Consider the following 20,029-nt stretch of genomic DNA (forward strand, 5'->3'; position numbering starts at 1 on the left):
GGAGCAAGACTAACGAGCCGCTCCCTGACTGCCTAGTCAGGAAAACACCAATGCCGTGAGGGGTATCAGTTCAAGGCGGCCAGCGCCTGCGCCAGGTCGGCCTGCAGGTCCTCGACCGCCTCCAGGCCGGTGGAGAAACGCACCAGGGTGCCGCGCGCCAGATGGGCCGGCCAGCCCTGGCGCATGCCGGCCAGCTCGTAGGGCACGACCAGGCTGGTCGGTCCGCCCCAGCTGTAGCCCAGCTTGAACAGGCGCAAGGCGTCGCAAAAGGCGTCCACCTGCGCGGCGCTGTAGCGTTCATGGAAGATCACGCTGAAGAGGCCGGCGGCTTTACCCTCCTCTGTCCCGCACAGCGCCTGCCAGTGCGCATGCCCGGGCGAGCCCGGCAGCGCCGGGTGCAGCACCTGCGCCACTTCGGGGCGGCCCTGGCACCAGCGTGCCAGCGCGCGCGCCGTGCGGTCGTGTTCGCGGTAGCGCAAGACCAGGCTGGGCAGCGCGCGCAGCACGGCCTCCACATCGTTCATGCCCACGCCCAGACCCAGGCGCATGTGGGTGAGCTTGAGGCGGATGTGCAGCTGGGGGTCGCGCGTGACGATGGAGCCCATGAGCACGTCGCCACCACCGCTGGGGTATTTGGTGAGCGCGTGGATCGAGATGTCCACGCCCTGCCCCTGCCCGAGTTCAAAGGCATTGAAGGCCAGGCCAGCGCCCCAGGTGTTGTCCAGTGCGCACAGGACGCCGGCGGCACGACAGATGCGCAGCTGCTCGCGCAGGTCGGGAAACTCCAGCGTGACCGAACCGGCCGCTTCGAGCCACACCAGTTTGGTCCTGGGGCCGATGCGGCGCGCCAGGTCCTGCGGGTCCATCGGGTCGTAGCACTGGTGGGTGATGCCCCAGTCTTTCAGTTCACCGTTGGCCAGCGCCTTGCTGGGGCCGTAGGCGTTGTCGGGGATCAGCACTTCGTCGCCGCTCTTGAGCAGGGACAGGGCCACCGTGGCGATGGCCGCCAGGCCGCTGGGCACCAGCAGGCACTGGGCGCCACCCTCCAGCGTGGCGATGCGCTCTTCCAGCAGGTAGCTGGTGGGCGTGCCGTGCAGGCCGTAGGTGTAACCGGTCTTGTCCTTCCACTCGCGGCTGCGCATGGCGGCCACGCTGGGGAAAAAGACGGTGGAGGCCTTGTACACGCCGGGCTGCGGCGCGGCAAAACCCTCGGGGGGCGTGTAGGGATGGTGGATCAGGCCGGTGCGTTTGTCCTGCATGGTCCACTCCTGCTCAGGCCCCTGTCGTCAGACTTTCCACTTCGCCAGCACATCGGCGATATGCATGCGGTCGTAGACCTCAAAAGGCTGGTGGATCCAGGGATTGGTGGGCAGGTAATCCACCGAGTAATCGGGCTGGAAGGACGACACGCCCTTGGTCCAGATCACGGCCGTGCGCAGATCGGTGATCGGAGGATAGTTGTCGCGCAGCATGCGCACCACGGACTGCAGGGTGTGGCCGGAATCGGCCAGGTCATCCACCAGCAGCACACGGCCGGCGATCTCGCCCTGGGGCGTGGTGATGTACTTGGCGATGTCCAGGTGGCCCTGCTCGGTGCCGGCGTTGGCCCGGTAGGAGCTGGTGGACATGATGGCCAGGGGCTTCTCGAAGATGCGCGAGAGGATGTCGCCGGGGCGCATGCCGCCGCGCGCCAGGCACAGGATGGTATCGAACTCCCAGCCCGACTGGTGGATCTTGATGGCCAGCTTCTCGACCAGGTTGTGGTACTCGCCGTAGCTCACGTACAGGTGCTTGCCATCTTCCGTCAACATCCGGTTGCTCCTCTTTTAATAGCTGTTACTGCCAGATTCAAGCCACGTAAGGGTGGCGCATCATGATGGTGTGATCACGGTCCGGGCTGGTCGAGATGATGTGGATGGGCACACCGGTGACCTGCTCGATGCGCTGCAGATACAGGCGCGCATTGATCGGCAGCTTGTCGTACTGGGTCACGCCCACCGTGCTCTCGGTCCAGCCGGGCAGGGTTTCGTAGATGGGCTTACAGCGCGCGATCTCCTCGGCACCCATGGGCAGGATGTCGGTGATCTCGCCGTCCAGCTCGTAGCCGGTGCACAGCAGCAGCTCCTTGAGACCGTCGAGCACGTCCAGCTTGGTCAGGCACATGCCGGTCAGGCCGTTGACCTGGGCGCTGCGCTTGAGCAGCGCGGCGTCGAACCAGCCGCAGCGGCGCGAGCGGCCGGTGGTCACGCCCTTTTCGGCGCCAACGGTGCTCATGTGGTAACCCGGGGTGCCGGGGGTTTCCCAGTCCAGCTCGGTCGGGAAGGGACCTCCGCCCACGCGGGTGCAGTAGGCCTTGGTGATGCCCAGGATGTAGTGCAGCAGGCCCGGGCCCACGCCGGCACCGGCGGCGGCATTGCCAGCCACGCAGTTGCTGGAGGTGACGTAGGGGTAGGTGCCGTGGTCCACGTCCAACAGCGTGCCCTGCGCGCCTTCGAACAGCAGGTTGGCGCCGTTGCGGTTGGCATCGTTGAGCTCGCGCGAGACGTCGGCCATCATGGGCTTGAGCAGTTCGGCGTGGCGCATGGCCTCGGCATAGACCGGCTCGAACTGCACCTCGCCGTCCTTCATGTAGGGCTTGAGCGCATCACCGAAGGTGAACTTCTTCGAACCCAGGAAGGTGCCCAGCACATGGTTGTGCAGGGCCAGCAGCTCCTTGAGCTTGGCAGCGAAACGCTCGGGGTATTTCAGGTCCTGCACGCGCAGGGCGCGGCGGGCGATCTTGTCTTCGTAGGCCGGGCCGATGCCGCGGCCGGTGGTGCCGATCTTCTCGGAGCCGCCCTGCTCGCGCGCGGCTTCACGGGCCACGTCCAGCGCCACGTGGAAAGGCAGGATCAGGGGGCAGGCCTCGCTGATGCGCAGGCGTGAGCGCACCTCGACCCCTGCCTTCTCCAGGCCTTCGATTTCCTCGAACAGCTTGGCGGCCGACAGCACCACGCCGTTGCCGATGTAGCACTTGACGCCGGCGCGCATGATGCCGCTGGGGATCAGATGCAAGGCGGTCTTGACGCCGTTGATGACCAGGGTGTGGCCGGCATTGTGCCCCCCCTGGAAACGCACCACGCCCTGGGCAAACTCGGTGAGCCAGTCGACCAGCTTGCCCTTGCCTTCGTCACCCCACTGGGTGCCCACGACGACGACGTTACGACCTTTGGTTGTATTCATTTCAGATGTACTCGAAGAAGCGCTTGAATGGATGGGGAGCGCTCAGATGGCGCTGACGACCCAGCGACCTGCCACATCGGTCAGCTCGCGGTCGCAATGGAATTCGTCGATTTCACTTTCGTGGCCGGGAAGCACGCAGACCACGGTTTCGCCCTCTTTGCGCAGGCGTGCGATGGCCGTGCGCAGGGAAGCCGATTCGCTCCAGGGCGCCCGGATGGCTGCGCGCAGCGCGCGCGCCGGCACGGCCCCCACCAGGGTCTTGAGGTCCAGGCTGAAACCCACGGCCGGGCGCTTGCGCCCGAACACGGCCCCCACCTCGTCATAACGGCCGCCGCGCAGCAGCGCATCGCTCACACCTTCGGCATACACGGCGAAGCGCATGCCGCTGTAGTAGGCGTAACCACGCAGATCGGCCAGGTCGAAGCCCAGGGGCGTGCCCTCCAGCTGGCTGGCCAGCCACTTCAGGCCGTCCAGCGCCTGGTGTATCGCGGTCAGCGCCGGCAGGACCTTGCGGGCCTCATCCAGAACGGTCGCATCGCCGTAGAGGCGCGGCAGGGCCAGCAGGCCCTGGCGGGAAGCGGCAGGAAAATCACGGGTGAGTTGGGTCAGCGACGACACATCCTTGGCCGCCAGGGCCGCGTGGATCGCGGTCAGGGTCTCGGCATCGGCCGGTACGCCTTCGAGCAAGGCACTGACGATGCGCACGTCGGCCAGGTCCACGGTGTAGCCCGGCAGACGGGCCGCCTTGAGGCAGTCCAGCGCCAGTTGCAGCGCTTCCAGGTCGGCCTCGGGGCCGGCATGGCCGTAGATCTCGGCGCCGAACTGCAGCGGCTCGCGCGTGGCGTGCGGGCTGGCCGGGCGCGTGTGCACCACCGGGCCGCAGTAGCACAGGCGGGCCACACCGCGGCGGTTCAGCAGGTGCGCGTCGATACGAGCCACCTGCGGCGTGGTGTCGGCGCGCAGTCCCATGGAACGGCCCGAGAGCTGGTCGACCAGCTTGAAGGTCTGCAGGTTGAGCGCCTGGCCGGTGCCGGTCAGCAGCGACTCGAGGTGCTCGAGCAGCGGCGGCATGACCAGTTCATAGCCATAACAACGCGCCATGTCGAGCAGGTCGCGGCGCAGTTCCTCGATGTGGCGGGCCTCGGAAGGCAGGACATCGGCAATGTGATCCGGCAGGAGCCAGGCGGACATGGGAAAGGGGGAGCTGTTAAAAACGTGATTTTACCGGTGTTACGACCGGTAAAAATCAGGCGCGTTTTTTAGAACAGCAACCAGACCAGCCACAACAGGCCGGCCAGGATGCTGCACAGGCCGAAAAACCGGATCTGGCCGTCGCCCAGCTGCAGGATCTGGGCAAACATACGACGCCAGCCCCCCGGGGAGAGAAAAGGGAACAGGCCCTCGATCACCAGGACGAGGGCCATGGCCAGCCAGAAGGCGTCGCTGTCCACGCCCTCTTATTTCTTGGGCGCTACGCCCTGGCCGCGGAAGACCTTGAAGAACTCCGAGCTGCTGGGGTCGAGCACCATCACGTCGCTCTTGCTGGCAAAACTGGCCTTGTAGGCCTCCAGGCTGCGGTAGAACTGGGCAAATTGCGGGTCGCGGCCGAAGGCCTCGGCGTAGATGCGCGCGGCCTCGGCGTCGCCCTGGCCCTTGACCTTCTGCGCGTCACGGTAGGCATTGGCCACCGTCACCTCGCGCTGGCGGTCGGCGTCGGCACGGATCTTCTCGCCCTCGGCCGCACCGGTGGAGCGCAGCTCGTTGGCCACGCGGGTGCGTTCGGCCTGCATGCGGCGGTAGACCGACTCGGTGATGGCTTCCACATAGTCCACGCGGGTGATGCGCACGTCCACCACGTCGATGCCCCAGGGCTTCTCGCCGCGCACAGCCTTGAGCACTTCGTCCTTGACGTCGGACATCAGGGCCTCGCGCTTGAGCGAGAGCAATTCCTTGACGGTGCGCTTGTTGATCTCTTCCTGGAAGGCATTGCGCACCACGCGGTTGAGCTGGCTCGCGCCGGCGGCCTCGTTGAGGCCCACGTTGCGGATGTATTCGGTGGGCTCGCTGATGCGCCAGCGCACATACCAGTCGATCACCACACGCTGCTTCTCGGCAGTCAGCATGGGCTCGGTGTCGCTGCTGTCCAGCGTGAGCAGGCGCTTGTCGATGTAGCTCACGTTCTGGAAGGGCGGCGGCAGCTTGACGTTGAGGCCGGGCTCGGTGATGACTTCCTTGATCTGGCCCAGAGCATAGACCACGCCGAACTGGCGCTGGTCGACCACGAACAGCATGGAACTGGCCAGTGCCAGCAGCACCAGCAGGGAGGAAAGGATGAATCCGATACGGTTCATGGGGGTCTCCTTATCGGGTTTCGCGTTCACGCGAACGCAGGTTCTCGCGCGAGCGCGCATCGGCAGCGGCGGCGGACGACGGGGGCGTCGGCGTTGCAAGGCCGGGCGCTACGCCCTGCATGAGCGGCGCGGCCGTCGCGTCGCCACTGAGCTGCATGATCTTGTCCAGCGGCAGGTACAGCAGGTTGGAGCCTTGCTTCGAATCGACCAGCACCTTGGTCACGTTGCCGTAGATCAGCTGCATGGATTCCAGGTAGAGGCGGTCGCGCGTGACCTGGGGTGCCTTCTGGTACTCGGTGAGCACCGAGCGGAAGCGCTGTCCGTCACCCTGGGCCTGGGCCACGATGCGGGACTTGTAACCTTCGGCCTCTTCCTTCAGGCGCGAGGCGGTACCGATGGCACGCGGCACCACGTCGTTGGCATAGGCCTGGGCCTCGTTCTTCAGGCGCTCGCGCTCCTGGCCGGCCTTGAGCACGTCGTCGAAGGCGGCCTGCACCTGCTCGGGCGGACGCACGCCGCCCTGCTGCAGGTTGATGCCCACCACCTCGATACCGACCTTGTAGCGGTCCAGGATGTCCTGCATGAGCTTGCGCACGCGCGGGGCGATCTGGTCGCGTTCCTCGGACAGGGCCGAGTCCATCTTCATCTTGCCCACCACCTCACGCACCGCCGTTTCGGCGGCCTGCACCACGGCATCGGCCGGATTGCGGCTTTCGAACAGGTAGGCGCGCGCGTCGTTCAGGCGGTACTGCACGGCGAACTTGATCTCGACGATGTTCTCGTCCTCGGTCAGCATGGCCGACTCGCGCAGGCCGGTGGCCTTGATCACCACGTCGCGGCCGACGTCGACCGAACGGATCTGCGTCACGAAGACCAGCTCATGGCGCTGGATGGGGTACGGCAGGCGCCAGTTGAAGCCGGCGCCCACGGTGGACTTGTACTTGCCGAACTGGGTGATGACGGCCTGCTGGCCTTCCTGCACGATGAAAAAACCTGTGCCCAGCCAGATCAGGACCACGATGGCCAAGATCAGGCCGATGCCGAAACCCGCACTCTTCATGTCGGGCGGCGTGCCGCCATTGCCACCCTGGCCGCCACGCCCACCGCCGAACAGGCCGGAGAGCTTGCGGTTGAAGTCACGCCAGAGTTCATCCAGATCGGGCGGCCCCTGGGTGTTGCCGGGACGGGCACCGCGACCATGGCCCTGCGGGGGCGGCACGTCGTTGTCAGGGCGGCCCGGTTCGGGCCTGCCCTCGGACGGCTTGTCATCGCCCCGGCCCCAGCGCGGGTCGTTCAGGTTGAACATGCCGCGCAGGCGGCCAGGCCAGCTCAGCGGACTGGCCCAGCGGAAGGCTCTTGCATGGAGTTTCATTCTTGGCTTCTCTCAGTAATCTCGGCTCAGGGCCTCGGACGCATGCATTGTGCCCAATCAGAATGGGCTTGCGTGATTGTCCGGGAAATCGGCGGCGATTTCGGCCGTTTCCGGGGCGGTCGCGGCGCTGGCTATGACGCGCTGGGCCAACAGTTGGCGCAGCGCGGGCAGGCCCTCTCCGTCATGGGCACTGACGAAGATGCGCGGCACGGCCTGGCCGTCCAATTCGTAGCTGTCCTGCACCCTTGCGGGCCGGCGCTCCGGTACCAGGGCGTCGAGCTTGTTGAAGACCAGCACCTGCGGGATGTGCTCGGCGCCGATCTCGGCCAGCACACGCTGCACCTCGGCGATCTGCTCGGGGAAATTCGGGTTGGCGGCGTCGACCACGTGCAGCAACAGGTCGGCGTCCACGGCCTCCTGCAAGGTGGCCTGGAAGGCGTCGATCAGGCCGTGCGGCAGGTCCCGGATGAAACCCACGGTGTCGGACAGGGACACGGAACGACCTGCCTCGCCCAGGTAGAGCTGGCGCGTGGTGGTGTCCAGGGTGGCAAACAGCTGGTCGGCCGCATAGGCGCGCGCCTTGACCAGGGCATTGAACAGCGTGGATTTGCCGGCGTTGGTGTAGCCGACCAGGGAGATGTTGAAAGCGTCGCGGCGCTCGCGCTGGCGGCGCTGGGTCTGGCGCTGGCGCTTGACCTTGTGCAGGCGCTCCTTGGTGCGCTTGATGGACTCGGCGATCATGCGGCGGTCCAGCTCGATCTGCTTCTCGCCCGGGCCACCGCGCACACCGGCACCGCCGGTCTGGCGTTCCAGGTGGGACCAGCGCCGCACCAGGCGGGTGCTCAGGTACTGCAGGCGGGCCAGCTCGACCTGCAGCTTGCCCTCGTGGCTGCGCGCACGCTGGGCAAAGATTTCCAGGATCAGCAGGGTGCGGTCGTTGACCGGCAATTCCAGCGTGCGCTCCAGGTTGCGCTGCTGGGCCGGACTCAGGCTCTGGTCGAAGAGGATTTCGCTGGCGCCGAGCTGCTGGGCCAGCAGCTTGATTTCCTCGGCCTTGCCGCTGCCGACAAACAGCGCCGCGTCGGGCGCCTTGCGTTTGCAGGTGACGCGGCCGACCGGGTGCAGGCCGGCGGTCTCGGCCAGCAGGCCGAGCTCTTCCAGTTCACCGTCGAAATGCGGCAGACCGAAGTCCACCCCGACCAGGATGGTCGATGCTGGGGTCTGATCTGACAAGGCGGTCAAGGAGGAGGCTGCCGGAAGGAGAACAATGTGGATCCACAGGCCCCGGGCCCGGCAAGCGCCCCCCGAAACATCAGGAAGCGCTGGGGGCTTCGCCCTCGCCGACCGCAAAATTCACGGCACGGCCCGGCACGATGGTGGAGATGGCGTGCTTGTAGACCATCTGGGTCACGGTGTTGCGCAGCAGCACAACGTACTGATCGAAAGATTCGATCTGGCCCTGCAGCTTGATGCCATTGACGAGATAGATGGACACCGGCACGTGCTCGCGACGCAGGGTATTGAGGAAGGGGTCTTGCAAAAGCTGACCTTTGTTATTGCTCACGATATTCTCCGTGTTCAAGAGTAGTAAGGAAGTCGTCACGATACCACAGCAGGCTGGCACATGCTTGACAAGCTGGGGGTATCCCCAGTATCGCGTCCGGACTAGTCCGGGTCCTTGTCGGCGTAAGGATTGGTCGAGGTCTTGAACTCGATGCGCATGGGCGTGCCGACCAGGTCGAACTCCTTGCGGAACCAGCCTTCGAGGAAACGCTTGTAGGAATCCGGCACGTGTTCCAGCGAGTTGCCGTGGATCACGATCACGGGCGGATTCATGCCGCCCTGGTGCGCATAACGCATCTTGGGGCGGAACATGCCGGCGCGCTGGGGGCTCTGGAACTGCACGGCCTGCAGCAGCAGTCGGGTCAGCACGGGCGTAGACATCTTGCAGGCAGCGGCCTTGTAGGCCTGGGCGATGGAGGTCCACAGCGGGCCCAGGCCCTGGCGCTTCTTGGCCGAGATGAAGTGCATGTTGGCGAACTTCAGGAAGGCCAGCCGCGTCTCGATCGAGCGCTGCAGCTGCTGGCGCTGGTACTCGTCCACCGCGTCCCACTTGTTGATGGCCAGCACCACGGCACGGCCGCTCTCGAGGATGTAGCCGGCGATGTGGGCGTCCTGGTCGGTCACGCCCTGGGTGGCGTCGAGCAGCAGCAGCACGACGTTGGCCGACTCGATGGCCTGCAGGGTCTTGACCACCGAGAACTTCTCGATGGCCTCGAACACCTTGCCCTTGCGGCGCAGGCCGGCCGTGTCGATCAGCTCGAACTTCTGGCCATTGCGCTCGAAGGGCACGCTGATGGCATCCCGCGTGGTGCCTGGCAGGTCGAAAGCCACCAGGCGCTCCTCGCCCAGCCAGGTGTTGATGAGCGTCGACTTGCCCACATTGGGGCGGCCGGCCACGGCCAGCTTGATGACACCGGGCGTTTCTTCTTCCTCGGTCTCGTCCTCGTCCGGCAGGTGCAGCGGCTCCAGCGCCAGCTCGACCAGCGAGCGTATGCCCTGCCCGTGCGCGGCCGACACCGGGTACACCTCGCCCAGGCCCAGTTCGTAGAACTCGGCCAGCCGGGTGCCGTCGGTCATGCCTTCGGCCTTGTTGGCCACCAGCACGCAGGGCTTGCCCAGGCGACGCAGGTAGTTGGCGATATCGTGGTCCTGCGCCGACAGGCCGCCGCGCGCATCGACCACGAAGATGACCACATCGGCCTCGGCCACGGCCTGGCGCGTCTGCTTGGCCATCTCCTTGTAGATGCCGTCCTCGGCCGTGGGCTCGAAGCCGCCGGTGTCGATGACGATGTACTCGTGCTTGCCCTGCTTGCCCTTGCCGTAGTGGCGGTCGCGCGTGAGACCGGCGTAGTCGGCCACGATGGCGTCGCGCGTTTTGGTCAGCCGGTTGAACAGCGTGGACTTGCCGACATTGGGGCGGCCCACCAGGGCCAGAACGGGTTTCATGTCGGACTTTCTCTTTGATTACTCGGGGCGCAGGCCCAGTACGCGGCCATCGCGCGTCACCACCACCAGGGTGCTGCCCGCCATGACGGGCGTGGCGACGATGGGCGAGCCATCGGTCTCGATGCGGGCCTGCAGGGCGCCATCCTGGCGCGCCAGGAAGTGCAGCCGGCCTTCGTCGTCACCGACCACCAGCGCCGGCCCCAGCAGCAGCGGCGAGCCCAGCCTGCGGTAACGCAGCTGGTTCATGCTCCAGGCACGTTCGCCGTCGCTGCGCCGCCAGGCGACCACGGTGCCGTCGAATTCGACCCCGTAAACCAGGGTGGCGTCGCCGCTCAGGCCGGAAGCGCCGGCCGCCGGCTTGCTCCACAGCAAGGCGCCGCGCGTCGCGTCCACGCAACCCAGCGCGGCCTGGAAGGCGCGCGTGCAGAGCACCGACCCCTGCCGTGCCACGCCGGCCACCAGGTCGACCAGGCGTTCCACGTCATTGGTGCCGCGGGGCGTGGTGATGGGCACTTCCCAGCGCGAACTGCCGTTGAGGGGATTCATCCCGACCAGGCGACCCGACAGGCCTGCGACCAGGGTGTCCCCCACGGCCGTCAGCACGCCGGGCTGGCGCAGCACCAGCGCTTCGCCGCTGCGGGTCTGGTTCCACAGGCGCCGGCCGCTCTGGCCGTCGTAGGCGGACACGCTGCGATCGGCACCCAACACAAAAACACGCCCGCCCGCCACCAGCGGCGCCGTGTAGGACGGCGCACCCAGGCGCTGGCGCCAGAGCTCGCGCCCTTCCTGCAGGACCACCAGTTCATTCTCGGTTGTCACCATCGCAGCCACGCGGCCGTCGTGCCCGACACCGGCATTCAGCGAGGTACCCACCGCGATCTGCCACAACGTCTCGCCGGTGCGCGCATCGAGCAGGCTGACCTGCCCGGCGGCCGACGCCACGCCCACCGTGTTGCCAACCGCCTGGACCACCAGCGGGAAAGCCACCTTGCCGATCTCGACGCTCCAGGCCTGGCGCAGGCCCAGCAGCTTGGGATCAGGCGGCAAGGGGGCCGGATCGGGACGGCCGGACGTGCTGGAACAGGCCAGCAGCAAGGCGCTCAGGGCCAGGGCCCCTGCACCACGCCAGGCACGCCGCAGGACCGCGGGGCACTGGGTCACTTCTTCTCCCCGGCCGCCGCAGCGGGGGCCAGGCCCAGGGACGCCAGCTTGACATCGACCACGTTGCGGTAGCTGCTGCCGGCGGCCAGGCCCGCCCAGGCCTTCTGGTACTCGGTACCGGCCTCGGCCTTTTTGCCCTGGGCCAGGTAGACATCGCCGCGACGGTCCGCCGCCAGGGGGGCGAACTCGGCCGGGAACGCAGCCTCCAGTTGCTTGAGCGCCTCGTCATAGGACTTGGCGTCGAGCAACAGGCCGGCCAGGCGCAGGCGCGCCACGGCCTTGTAGCCTTCGTCGCCGGACTGCTCGGCCACCCACGCCAGGGCAGCGCGCGCTGCGTCATTACGGCCGGCCGAGGCATGCACGGCGGCGGCCAACAGGCCCGCCTGTTGTGCTTGCGCGGTGCCGGCGAACTTGTCCTTCATGTCGGAGAGGGCGCGGTCCAGGCGAGTGGCGTCCCCGCTGGCGGCAATGCGCTCGACTTCTTCGTACAGGGCCGTGGCCTGCACGGCCTGCTTGCGCTGCCAGTACTGCCAGCCGTTCCAGCCGGCGTAGATGGCCAGCAGCACGATCAGCCCCCAGCTGATGAGGCCGCCGTACTGCTTCCAGAAATGCTTGAACTGGTCAAGCTGCTCTTGTTCTTCGAGGTCGAGGTGTGCCATGTGGTTTCTTCAGATCAGGTGCGGGATTGTAGGCGTGAGGCCCATTCGGCCACCTGCGCCAGGGGATGGCTGGTCTGTGCGCCGGCGCCGTCACGCAGCGCCTTGACGGTGACTTCACCACGGGCCAGTTCGTCGGCGCCGAAGATCAGCGCATGGCGCGCGCCACTGGCGTCGGCCTTCTTGAACTGCGATTTCATGCTGCCCATGCCCTCCCCCGTGCCAGCATGCATCAACACACTGACACCGGCGGCGCGCACGGCCTGCAGCACGGTGATGGCCTGCGGCAGGGCCGCCACGTCGGGAATGATGGCGTAGGCATCGGGCACGGGTTGCGCCGTCTCGGCGCCCTGCTCCTTGAGCAGCTCCAGCACACGCTCCACGCCCAGGGCCCAGCCCACGGCCGGTGCCGGCTTGCCGCCGATCTGCTCGATCAGGTAATCGTAACGGCCGCCGCCGCAGATGGTGCCCTGCGAGCCCAGGCGGGTGGTGATGAACTCGAAGACCGTGAGGTTGTAGTAGTCCATGCCGCGCACCAGGCGCGGGTTGATGCTGTAGGCCACGCCGGCGGCATCCAGAATGGCACGCACCTGGTTGAAGTGGGCCAGCGAGGCCTCGCCCAGGAAATCGATCAGCCTGGGCGCCGCCTCCACCAGGGCCTGCATGGCCGGGTTCTTGGTGTCCAGGATGCGCAGCGGGTTGCTGTGCAGGCGACGCTTGGCGTCTTCGTCCAATTGCCCGGTGTGCTGCTCGAAATAGGCGATCAGCGCCGCGCGGTGCAACTTGCGCTCCTCGGGCTGGCCCAGGCTGTTGAGTTCCAGGCGCACATCATTCAGGCCCAGCACCTTCCACAAGGCGTCGGCCAGCAGGATCATCTCGGAATCGACCTCGGCACCGGCAAAACCCAGGGCCTCGGCGCCGATCTGGTGGAACTGGCGGTAGCGGCCGCGCTGCGGGCGCTCATGGCGGAACATGGGGCCCATGTAATACAGGCGCTTGCCGCCCTCGTACAGCAGGTTGTGCTCGACCACGGCGCGCACCACACCAGCGGTGCACTCGGGGCGCAACGTCAGCTGTTCGCCGTTGAGGCGGTCCTCGAAGGAGTACATCTCCTTCTCGACGATGTCGGTCACCTCACCCAGGCCACGCACGAACAGGGGCGTGGGCTCGACGATGGGCGTGCGGATGTTGCGGTAGGCAAAACGCGCCATCAGCGCGCGCACCTCCTGCTCGAACCACTCCCAGCGCGCCGAGTCCGGCGGCAGGATGTCGTTCATGCCTTTGACGGCAAGCAGTTTCTCTGGCTTGGATGCCATCTTCTTGTCACTCATGGAAGGGTTTCAGGCCGTCTCGGCGACGGTCTGGTTTTTCGCGCCGAAACGGTTCTCGATATAGGTCTCGACGATCTTCTGGAATTCCTGGGCAATGCCCTCGCCGCGCAGCGTCAGGCGCTTCTCACCATCGATGAAGACGGGCGCGGCCGGTGCCTCGCCCGTGCCCGGCAGGCTGATGCCGATGTCGGCATGTTTGCTCTCGCCCGGGCCGTTGACGATGCAGCCCATGACCGCCACCTTGAGCGCTTCCACGCCCGGGTACTGCTTGCGCCACACCGGCATCTGCAAACGCAGGAAATCGTCGATCTGCTTGGCCAGCTCCTGGAAGGTGGTGCTGGTGGTGCGGCCGCAGCCGGGGCAGGCCGTGACGCTGGGCACGAAGATGCGCAGACCCAGGGCCTGCAGGATCTCGTTGGCGATCACCACCTCCTGCGTGCGCGACTCACCCGGCTGCGGGGTCAGCGAGACGCGGATGGTGTCGCCGATGCCTTCCTGCAGCAGGATGGACAGGGCCGCAGCCGAGGCCACCGTGCCCTTGGTGCCCATGCCGGCTTCGGTCAGGCCCAGGTGCAGGGGGTAGTCGCAACGCTTCGCGAGTTCACGGTAGACGGAAATCAGGTCCTGCACGCCGCTGACCTTGCAGGACAGCAGGATCTGCTCGGGGGGCATGCCCAGCTCCTGGGCAAAACGCGCGGAGTCGATGGCCGAGGTGATGAGTGCCTCGTACATCACGGCCTTGGCGTCCCAGGGTTGGGCGCGGCGGCTGTTCTCGTCCATCAGGCCGGCCAGCAGCTCCTGGTCCAGGCTGCCCCAGTTCACACCGATGCGCACCGGCTTGTTCCACTTGAGTGCGGCTTCGATCATCTGGCCGAACTGGCGGTCGCGCTTGTCGCCCTTGCCCACGTTGCCGGGGTTGATGCGGTACTTGGACAAGGTCTCGGCGCAGGCCGGGTACTGGCTCAGCAGGGTGTGGCCGTTGTAATGAAAGTCGCCGATCAGCGGCACCGTGATGCCCATGCGGTCGAGCTGCTCGCGGATGTGCGGCACGGCCTGGGCGGCCTCGGGCGTGTTGACCGTGATGCGCACCAGCTCGGAGCCGGCCTGGGCCAGTTCCTTGACCTGGATGGCAGTGCCGATGACGTCCACCGTGTCGGTGTTGGTCATGGACTGCACGCGCACCGGCGCGTCGCCGCCCACGGTAACGACGTGGCCGCCCCAGGCCACGCGGGCCTGGCGGGAACGCCGCGCACGCGGCGCAGCCTGATCGATAGCAGCACCCGTTTGTTGCACTATTTCACCTCGAAACGGGCTACGCCACCGCGGGTCACCTCGTCCAGCGGGAAGGGTTTGCCACGCACCTGCACCTCGGTCACGTCGGCGCGGCCGATGGTCACGTTCAGCGGCAGCGGCCCGGAAGCGCCGACCGGCTCGCCCGGCTCCACCATGCGGCTGAGCTGGATGTTGCCCCGGCCGTCGGTCACCTCGATCCAGGACGGACTGCTGGTCTTGAAGACGACCACACCGGTGCTGGCCAGTTTCTTGCGCGGGGCCGGCGGCTCGGCAACGCCAGGCTCGGCCTGGGGCGCCGCTGCGGCCAGGGCGGGCGCGGGCCGCGCAGCGGGTGCGGCTTCAGGCGCTGCCACAGGCGTCGCCTGCGGCTTGGCCGGCACGGGAGCCGTTTCACGCACCGCCGCAACCGGCGCCTTGGCCGGGGTCGGAGCCGGTGCATTCACGGCCGGCGCCACCACCGCCGCCGTGACCGGCACGGCCGCTGGCGTGGACGGTGCCGCGGGGACTTGCGCCACGATGGCGCCGATCTCGGCACGCTGCTCGGTCGAGGGGAAGAAGATCAGGACCAGCGCCCCCATCAGCACGGCCAGCGCAGCCAGCACCATGGGACGCGAAAGACGGTCGAGGAAGGGCGTCTTGGCCACGTCACCCGGCGTGTGGAAGGGCGTGTTCAGGCCGGACTCGTCGTAATCCAGGCGCGGCGCCGACGACTGGGGCAGTTGCGCCAGCACGGGGGCGGCGTTGACCTTGAGCGCGCGGCAGACGCTGGAGGCCAGGGCCCGCACGAACACGGCATCGGGCAATTCGGCGTAGCGGTCGGCCTCCAGGGCCTCCAGCTTCTTCACCGACACCTTCAGCGCCAGCGCCAGGGCCGACAACTCGACGCCGGCGGCCTCACGCGCCTGGCGCAGGAGCTGGCCGGCGCTGGCCGGCGCCGTCGTGGCCGGCTCGACCGATGGTGTGTCTGCCCCAGGCGCGCTGCTGCCGGCTGCCTCGTCACTCATTGAATGCTCCCCGCTCAAAAGAACTCAGTTCACGCGATTTCGGATAACGGCTGCGCAGCTGGGTCACCAGCTGGTCGCGCGCCACGCGGTTGCCCATGCGCTGCTCGACCTTGATGCCCAGCCAGAGCGTCTCGGCATTGGCCAGTTCGCTGTTGTTGATGCGCCGGATGTAGAACTGGGCGCGTGCCGCGTCGCCGCGCTGGTACAGCAGCTGGGCCAGGTTGTAGCCGGTCACGGGGTTGCCGGCATCGAGCTCGTAGGATTTGCTCAGGCTGACCTCGGCATCGTTGGGCTTGCGGGCCCTGATCTGGCACACCCCCTTGGACAGCCAGGTCTTGGCGCGGCCGCCATAGGTCGGATTGGCCAGGGCCCGGGTGAAGGTTTCCACCGCCTCGGTGTATTTGCCCAGCTCGCACTGCAACCAGCCGTAGTTGTGCAGCACATAGGCATCGTTCGGATTGATGGACAAGGCGCGGCGGAAGCTCTCTTCAGCCAGGCGCAGGTCGTTCAGGCGCATGTAGATCAGGCCGCGCAGGTTGTAGGCATCCGGGAAGTCGGGGTCGATGATGAGGGCCTGCTTCACCTCGTCCAGGGCCACGGTGGTCTGGCCCTGCTCGAAATAACCACTAGCCAGCTGCAGCCGGGTGCGGGCGCGCTTGCGGATCAAGGGTTCATCGGAGTCGGTGATGAAGTCCTCGCCGCTGCCCGTCGGACCGCCCGCACAGCCGGGCAGGCCGGTCAGCGCGACCAGGACCAGGCAGGCCGCGAGCAGCCACCGACGGCCCGGGCCGCACATCGCATCAGTCACATTCATGCCTCAAACCTCCTTGGATTGACTCTGCAGGGACTGCATGGGCTGCAGCAGCTTGCGCTGGCGCGCCATGCGTTCCTCCACGCCGGTGCGGTCCTTGACGTCGCCGGCCAGCTGGCCGCAGGCGGCGTCGATGTCGTCCCCGCGCGTCTTGCGCACAGTCGTGACGATACCAGCATCCAGCAGGATTTTGGCAAAGGCCTGCACGCGCTCGTTGGGCGAACGCTTCAGGCCCGAGGCCGGGAAGGGGTTGAAAGGAATGAGGTTGAACTTGCACCAGACACCGCCGGTGGCGTGCCGGCGCACCAGCTCGACCAGCTGGCGCGCGTGCTCGGGCTGGTCGTTGACGCCGTCGAGCATGCAGTACTCGAAGGTGATGAAGTCGCGCGGCGCGTGCGCCAGGTAGCGGTTGCAGGCGTCCATCAGCTCGGCGATGGGGTACTTGCGATTCAGCGGCACCAGGTTGTCGCGCAACTCGTCGTTGGGCGCGTGCAGCGAGACCGCCAGCGCCACCGGGCAGTCCTGAGCCAGGCGGTCCATCATGGGGACCACGCCCGAGGTGGAAACGGTAAGGCGGCGGCGCGACAGGCCGTAGCCGTGGTCGTCCAGCATCACGCGCAGTGCCGGGATCAGTTCGTTGTAGTTCTGCAGCGGTTCACCCATGCCCATCATCACCACGTTGGTGATGACCCGGTCGCTGCGCTTCAGATGCTGGCGCAGAAAGTGCTCGGCAAACCAGAGCTGGGCGACGATCTCGCCGGTACTCAGGTTGCGGCTGAAGCCCTGGTGGCCGGTGGAGCAGAAACGGCAGCCCACGGCGCAGCCGGCCTGGGAGGACACGCACAGCGTGCCACGGTCGTCCTCGGGGATGTAGACGGATTCGACGGCGTTGCCGTCACCGACGTCGAACAGCCACTTGATGGTGCCGTCGGCGGAGATCTGCTGGGAGATGACCTGCAAGCCCTGGATGCGCGCCGTGGTGGCGAGCTTCTCGCGCAGGGACTTGGCCAGATCGCTCATCTGGTCGAAGCCGGAAGCACCCTTCTGGTGGATCCAGCGAAACAGCTGGGTGGCGCGAAAGCGCTTTTCACCCAGCCGCTCGCAAAAGGCGGCCAAACCGTCGAGGTCGAAGTCGAGCAGATTGGCCGTCATTGCATCGCTACAGCGCCTTTCAGCGGCTGTGGATATTCATGCCGGCGAAGAAGAAGGCGATCTCCACGGCGGCGGTTTCGGGGGCGTCGGAGCCGTGCACGGCGTTGGCGTCGATGCTGTCGGCGAAGTCGGCGCGGATGGTGCCCTTGTCGGCCTTCTTGGGATCGGTAGCACCCATCAGGTCACGGTTCTTCTGGATGGCGTTCTCGCCTTCGAGCACCTGGAGCATCACGGGGCCGGAGATCATGAAGTCGACCAGGTCCTTGAAGAAGGGACGGGCCTTGTGCACGGCGTAAAAAGCTTCGGCTTCGGCACGCGACAGCTGGGCCATGCGGGCGGCGATGACCTTCAGGCCGGCGCCTTCGAAACGGGCGTAGATCTGGCCGATGACGTTCTTGGCAACGGCGTCGGGCTTGATGATGGAGAAGGTGCGCTGGATGGCCATGTGAATTCCTGAGTCTGTTTATGAAATGGGTTTTTGCCCCACCATGGGCAAAGCCCGTTATTTTAACCGGTGTCCGTGACGCCAGTGCGATCCGCCCCGGCTGGAGAAAGCGGGCCGGGCGCTTTTCAGCGCCCGCCACCCCGGCCGCCGCGTCGCGGTCCGCCGGTGCCGCCACCGCCGCCGTTACCGCGGCGCGGCTCCTGGCGCTGGCGCGTGAAACTGTCGGCGCCGATGTAACCAAAGGAGGTTTTCATCGGGTCGGGCTGGCCGTCACCGCCACCCTGGCGCGGATTGCGGTCCTTGCCACGGCCCTGCTGGCCCTGGCCGCCGCCTTGGCCACCCTGGCCCGAGCCACCCCTGCGCTGACCGCCGCCCGAGGGGCCCGCCGGACGCGGCCCCTGGCCCTGTTGCCCGCCGCGGCGCTTGTTGCGCCCGCCGCCAGGCTTGCCCTGGGCCGGGGGGCGTTCGCCACCCTCGCCAGCGTCTGCGTCGGCCGCGCCAGCGGGGCGGCGCTCGGCCGCGCGCATCAGGCCACGGATATCGGCTTCGTCCAGCTCCATCCAGGCGCCGCGCTTGAGGCCGCGCGGCAGCACCATGGCGCCGTAGCGGATGCGGATCAGCCGACTGACGGCATGGCCGACGGCTTCGAGCATGCGGCGCACCTCGCGGTTACGGCCTTCGGAAATCGTGACGCGGTACCAGCAGTTGCTGCCTTCGCCGCCACCCTCCTCGATCGAGCCGAAGGCGGCCATGCCGTCGTCCAGCTGCACGCCTTCGAGCAGGCGCTTCTTTTCCTCGCTGCTCAGCGCGCCCAGCACGCGCACCGCGTACTCGCGCTCCAGGCCGAAACGCGGGTGCATGAGCTTGTTGGCCAGGTCGCCCGAGCTGGTGAACAGCAGCAGCCCCTCGGTGTTGAGGTCCAGGCGGCCGACCGACTGCCACTTGCCCTGCTGCAGCTTGGGCAGCCGGCGGAAGACGGTGGGACGGTTCTGCGGGTCGTCGTGCGTGACCACCTCGCCCACCGGCTTGTGGTAGGCAATGACCCGCGGCGGCGGCGGGTCGATGCGCACGCGGATCAGCTTGCCGTTGACCTTGATCTGGTCGCCGTACTGGATGCGCTGGCCGATGTGGGCCGGCTCGTTGTTGACCGAGATGCGCCCTTCCATGATGAGCTGTTCCATCTCCAGGCGCGAGCCCATGCCGGCCTGGGCCAGCACCTTGTGCAGCTTGGGCGTCTCGGCCTGCGGGGCCAGCACGCGCTTGCCCGGCACCGGCAGCTCGGGCGCCTCCTCGTCGGCGTCGAACTCGCCGGACACGACGGCGGCGAAGCGCTGGCCGGCATCGACGGCCTCGGGCGGTTGCGCAGGCGCCTTGGGCGTGGCCGCGGGCTTGCGGGGCGACTCTTCGGCGGCGGCATCCGGCGTGCCTTCCTGGCCCGGCTCGGGCGCCTCGGCCATCCGGACCGGCGCGCGAGCGCTGCTGTCGCTGTCGTTCTCGGGCGGCATCACGCCAGGCGTCGGTTCGGTCATGGCTGGTTTCCCGTCAGGGCAAAGGTTTCCTCGGGGCCGGCATCGGCAGCGGGCACGTCCAGCGGCAGTTCGGACGTGCCGCCGTCGGCCGGCAGGGGCAGTTCGTTGAGCACCTCCAGCAGGCCGGCCTGCTGGGCCGGGCCTTCCATCAGGGGCAGCTGGTCGAGCGAGGCCAGGCCCAGGTCGTCCAGGAAATGCTTGGTGGTGGCGTACAGCCCCGGGCGGCCCGGCGCCTCGCGGTGGCCGATGACCTCGATCCAGCCGCGGTCCTCGAGCTGCTTGATGATGAGCGAGCTGATGGTGACACCGCGGATGTCTTCCATGTCGCCGCGCGTGACCGGCTGGCGGTAGGCGATGATGGCCAGGGTCTCCAGCGTGGCGCGCGAATAGCGCGGCGGCTTTTCAGGGTGCAGTCGGTCCAGGTACTCGCGCATCTCGGGCCGGCTCTGGAAACGCCAGCCGGTGGCCACGCAGACCAGCTCGACGCCGCGTCCGGTCCATTCCTGCTGCAACTCTTCGAGCAACTGCTTGATCGTGTCCACGCCGAGGCTGTCGTCAAACAGCACGCGCATGTCGCGCACCTGCAGCGGCTGCTGTGCGCAGATCAGCGCTGTTTCCAGGATACGCTTGGCTTCCGTCGTATTCATGTCTCTTCGAATCCGGGCTATGCGTCTTCACGACGCAGGATGAGAG

General features: G+C 67.2%; 20 protein-coding genes. All 20 read right to left on the bottom strand.

Going from position 1 to position 20,029, the window contains the following annotated elements:
• Window positions 1-65 precede the first annotated feature (65 nt).
• The 20 genes from HTY51_RS08560 to scpB all read right to left on the bottom strand — a co-directional run bounded on the left by HTY51_RS08560 (window position 66) and on the right by scpB (window position 19,983).
• A complete protein-coding gene (locus HTY51_RS08560; RefSeq protein WP_174252350.1) occupies window positions 66-1,259 on the bottom strand; it encodes a PLP-dependent transferase in 1,194 nt (397 codons plus the stop codon).
• A 27-nt stretch (window positions 1,260-1,286) separates the two neighbouring features.
• Window positions 1,287-1,811: a phosphoribosyltransferase gene (locus HTY51_RS08565; protein ID WP_174252351.1), complete on the bottom strand. Its 525-nt coding sequence runs from the start codon at window positions 1,809-1,811 to the stop codon at window positions 1,287-1,289.
• 37 nt (window positions 1,812-1,848) lie between these two features.
• Window positions 1,849-3,222, bottom strand: a complete 1,374-nt coding sequence (locus HTY51_RS08570) for an adenylosuccinate synthase (protein ID WP_174252352.1) — start codon at window positions 3,220-3,222, stop codon at window positions 1,849-1,851.
• Between the two features lie 42 nt (window positions 3,223-3,264).
• Window positions 3,265-4,413, bottom strand: coding sequence for an ATP phosphoribosyltransferase regulatory subunit (locus HTY51_RS08575; RefSeq protein ID WP_174252353.1), 1,149 nt, complete (start codon window positions 4,411-4,413; stop codon window positions 3,265-3,267).
• A 68-nt stretch (window positions 4,414-4,481) separates the two neighbouring features.
• Entirely contained in the window at window positions 4,482-4,673 is a 192-nt protein-coding gene (locus tag HTY51_RS08580; protein ID WP_174252354.1) for a DUF2065 family protein, read from the bottom strand.
• A gap of 6 nt (window positions 4,674-4,679) precedes the next feature.
• Window positions 4,680-5,573 carry a protease modulator HflC gene (gene hflC, locus HTY51_RS08585; RefSeq protein WP_174252355.1) on the bottom strand — a complete coding sequence of 298 codons (894 nt, stop codon included), beginning with the start codon at window positions 5,571-5,573 and terminating at the stop codon, window positions 4,680-4,682.
• 10 nt (window positions 5,574-5,583) lie between these two features.
• Window positions 5,584-6,945 carry an FtsH protease activity modulator HflK gene (gene hflK / locus HTY51_RS08590; RefSeq protein WP_174252356.1) on the bottom strand — a complete coding sequence of 454 codons (1,362 nt, stop codon included), beginning with the start codon at window positions 6,943-6,945 and terminating at the stop codon, window positions 5,584-5,586.
• A 57-nt stretch (window positions 6,946-7,002) separates the two neighbouring features.
• Window positions 7,003-8,187, bottom strand: a complete 1,185-nt coding sequence (gene hflX / locus HTY51_RS08595; RefSeq protein WP_254607029.1) for a GTPase HflX — start codon at window positions 8,185-8,187, stop codon at window positions 7,003-7,005.
• 70 nt (window positions 8,188-8,257) lie between these two features.
• Window positions 8,258-8,527 (bottom strand): RNA chaperone Hfq, encoded by a 270-nt coding sequence (gene hfq / locus HTY51_RS08600; protein ID WP_174252357.1) that lies wholly within the window; start codon window positions 8,525-8,527, stop codon window positions 8,258-8,260.
• A gap of 83 nt (window positions 8,528-8,610) precedes the next feature.
• Entirely contained in the window at window positions 8,611-9,954 is a 1,344-nt protein-coding gene (gene der, locus HTY51_RS08605) for a ribosome biogenesis GTPase Der (protein WP_174252358.1), read from the bottom strand.
• A gap of 18 nt (window positions 9,955-9,972) precedes the next feature.
• The gene (gene bamB, locus HTY51_RS08610; RefSeq protein WP_174252359.1) at window positions 9,973-11,115 is read right to left on the bottom strand and encodes an outer membrane protein assembly factor BamB; all 1,143 of its coding nucleotides are present in this window, start codon (window positions 11,113-11,115) and stop codon (window positions 9,973-9,975) included.
• Entirely contained in the window at window positions 11,112-11,774 is a 663-nt protein-coding gene (locus HTY51_RS08615; RefSeq protein WP_174252360.1) for a tetratricopeptide repeat protein, read from the bottom strand. The genes bamB and HTY51_RS08615 overlap by 4 nt, the downstream gene beginning before the upstream one ends.
• 14 nt (window positions 11,775-11,788) lie before the next feature.
• Window positions 11,789-13,087, bottom strand: coding sequence for a histidine--tRNA ligase (gene hisS, locus HTY51_RS08620; protein WP_174254215.1), 1,299 nt, complete (start codon window positions 13,085-13,087; stop codon window positions 11,789-11,791).
• Between the two features lie 24 nt (window positions 13,088-13,111).
• Window positions 13,112-14,395, bottom strand: coding sequence for a flavodoxin-dependent (E)-4-hydroxy-3-methylbut-2-enyl-diphosphate synthase (gene ispG, locus HTY51_RS08625; RefSeq protein ID WP_174252361.1), 1,284 nt, complete (start codon window positions 14,393-14,395; stop codon window positions 13,112-13,114).
• Entirely contained in the window at window positions 14,395-15,399 is a 1,005-nt protein-coding gene (locus HTY51_RS08630) for a helix-turn-helix domain-containing protein (protein ID WP_174252362.1), read from the bottom strand. The genes ispG and HTY51_RS08630 overlap by 1 nt, the downstream gene beginning before the upstream one ends.
• Window positions 15,392-16,213 carry a type IV pilus biogenesis/stability protein PilW gene (gene pilW, locus HTY51_RS08635; protein ID WP_254607030.1) on the bottom strand — a complete coding sequence of 274 codons (822 nt, stop codon included), beginning with the start codon at window positions 16,211-16,213 and terminating at the stop codon, window positions 15,392-15,394. Before pilW ends, HTY51_RS08630 begins: the two co-directional genes overlap by 8 nt.
• A 3-nt stretch (window positions 16,214-16,216) precedes the next feature.
• Window positions 16,217-17,362: a 23S rRNA (adenine(2503)-C(2))-methyltransferase RlmN gene (gene rlmN, locus HTY51_RS08640; RefSeq protein WP_174252363.1), complete on the bottom strand. Its 1,146-nt coding sequence runs from the start codon at window positions 17,360-17,362 to the stop codon at window positions 16,217-16,219.
• 19 nt (window positions 17,363-17,381) lie between these two features.
• The gene (gene ndk / locus HTY51_RS08645; RefSeq protein ID WP_174252364.1) at window positions 17,382-17,807 is read right to left on the bottom strand and encodes a nucleoside-diphosphate kinase; all 426 of its coding nucleotides are present in this window, start codon (window positions 17,805-17,807) and stop codon (window positions 17,382-17,384) included.
• A gap of 125 nt (window positions 17,808-17,932) precedes the next feature.
• A complete protein-coding gene (locus HTY51_RS08650) occupies window positions 17,933-19,336 on the bottom strand; it encodes a pseudouridine synthase (protein ID WP_174252365.1) in 1,404 nt (467 codons plus the stop codon).
• Window positions 19,333-19,983, bottom strand: a complete 651-nt coding sequence (scpB, locus tag HTY51_RS08655; RefSeq protein ID WP_174252366.1) for an SMC-Scp complex subunit ScpB — start codon at window positions 19,981-19,983, stop codon at window positions 19,333-19,335. The genes HTY51_RS08650 and scpB overlap by 4 nt, the downstream gene beginning before the upstream one ends.
• Between the last annotated feature and the right edge of the window lie 46 nt (window positions 19,984-20,029).

The sequence above is a fragment of the Rhodoferax sp. BAB1 genome, from assembly GCF_013334205.1.
Taxonomy (GTDB): domain Bacteria; phylum Pseudomonadota; class Gammaproteobacteria; order Burkholderiales; family Burkholderiaceae_C; genus Hylemonella.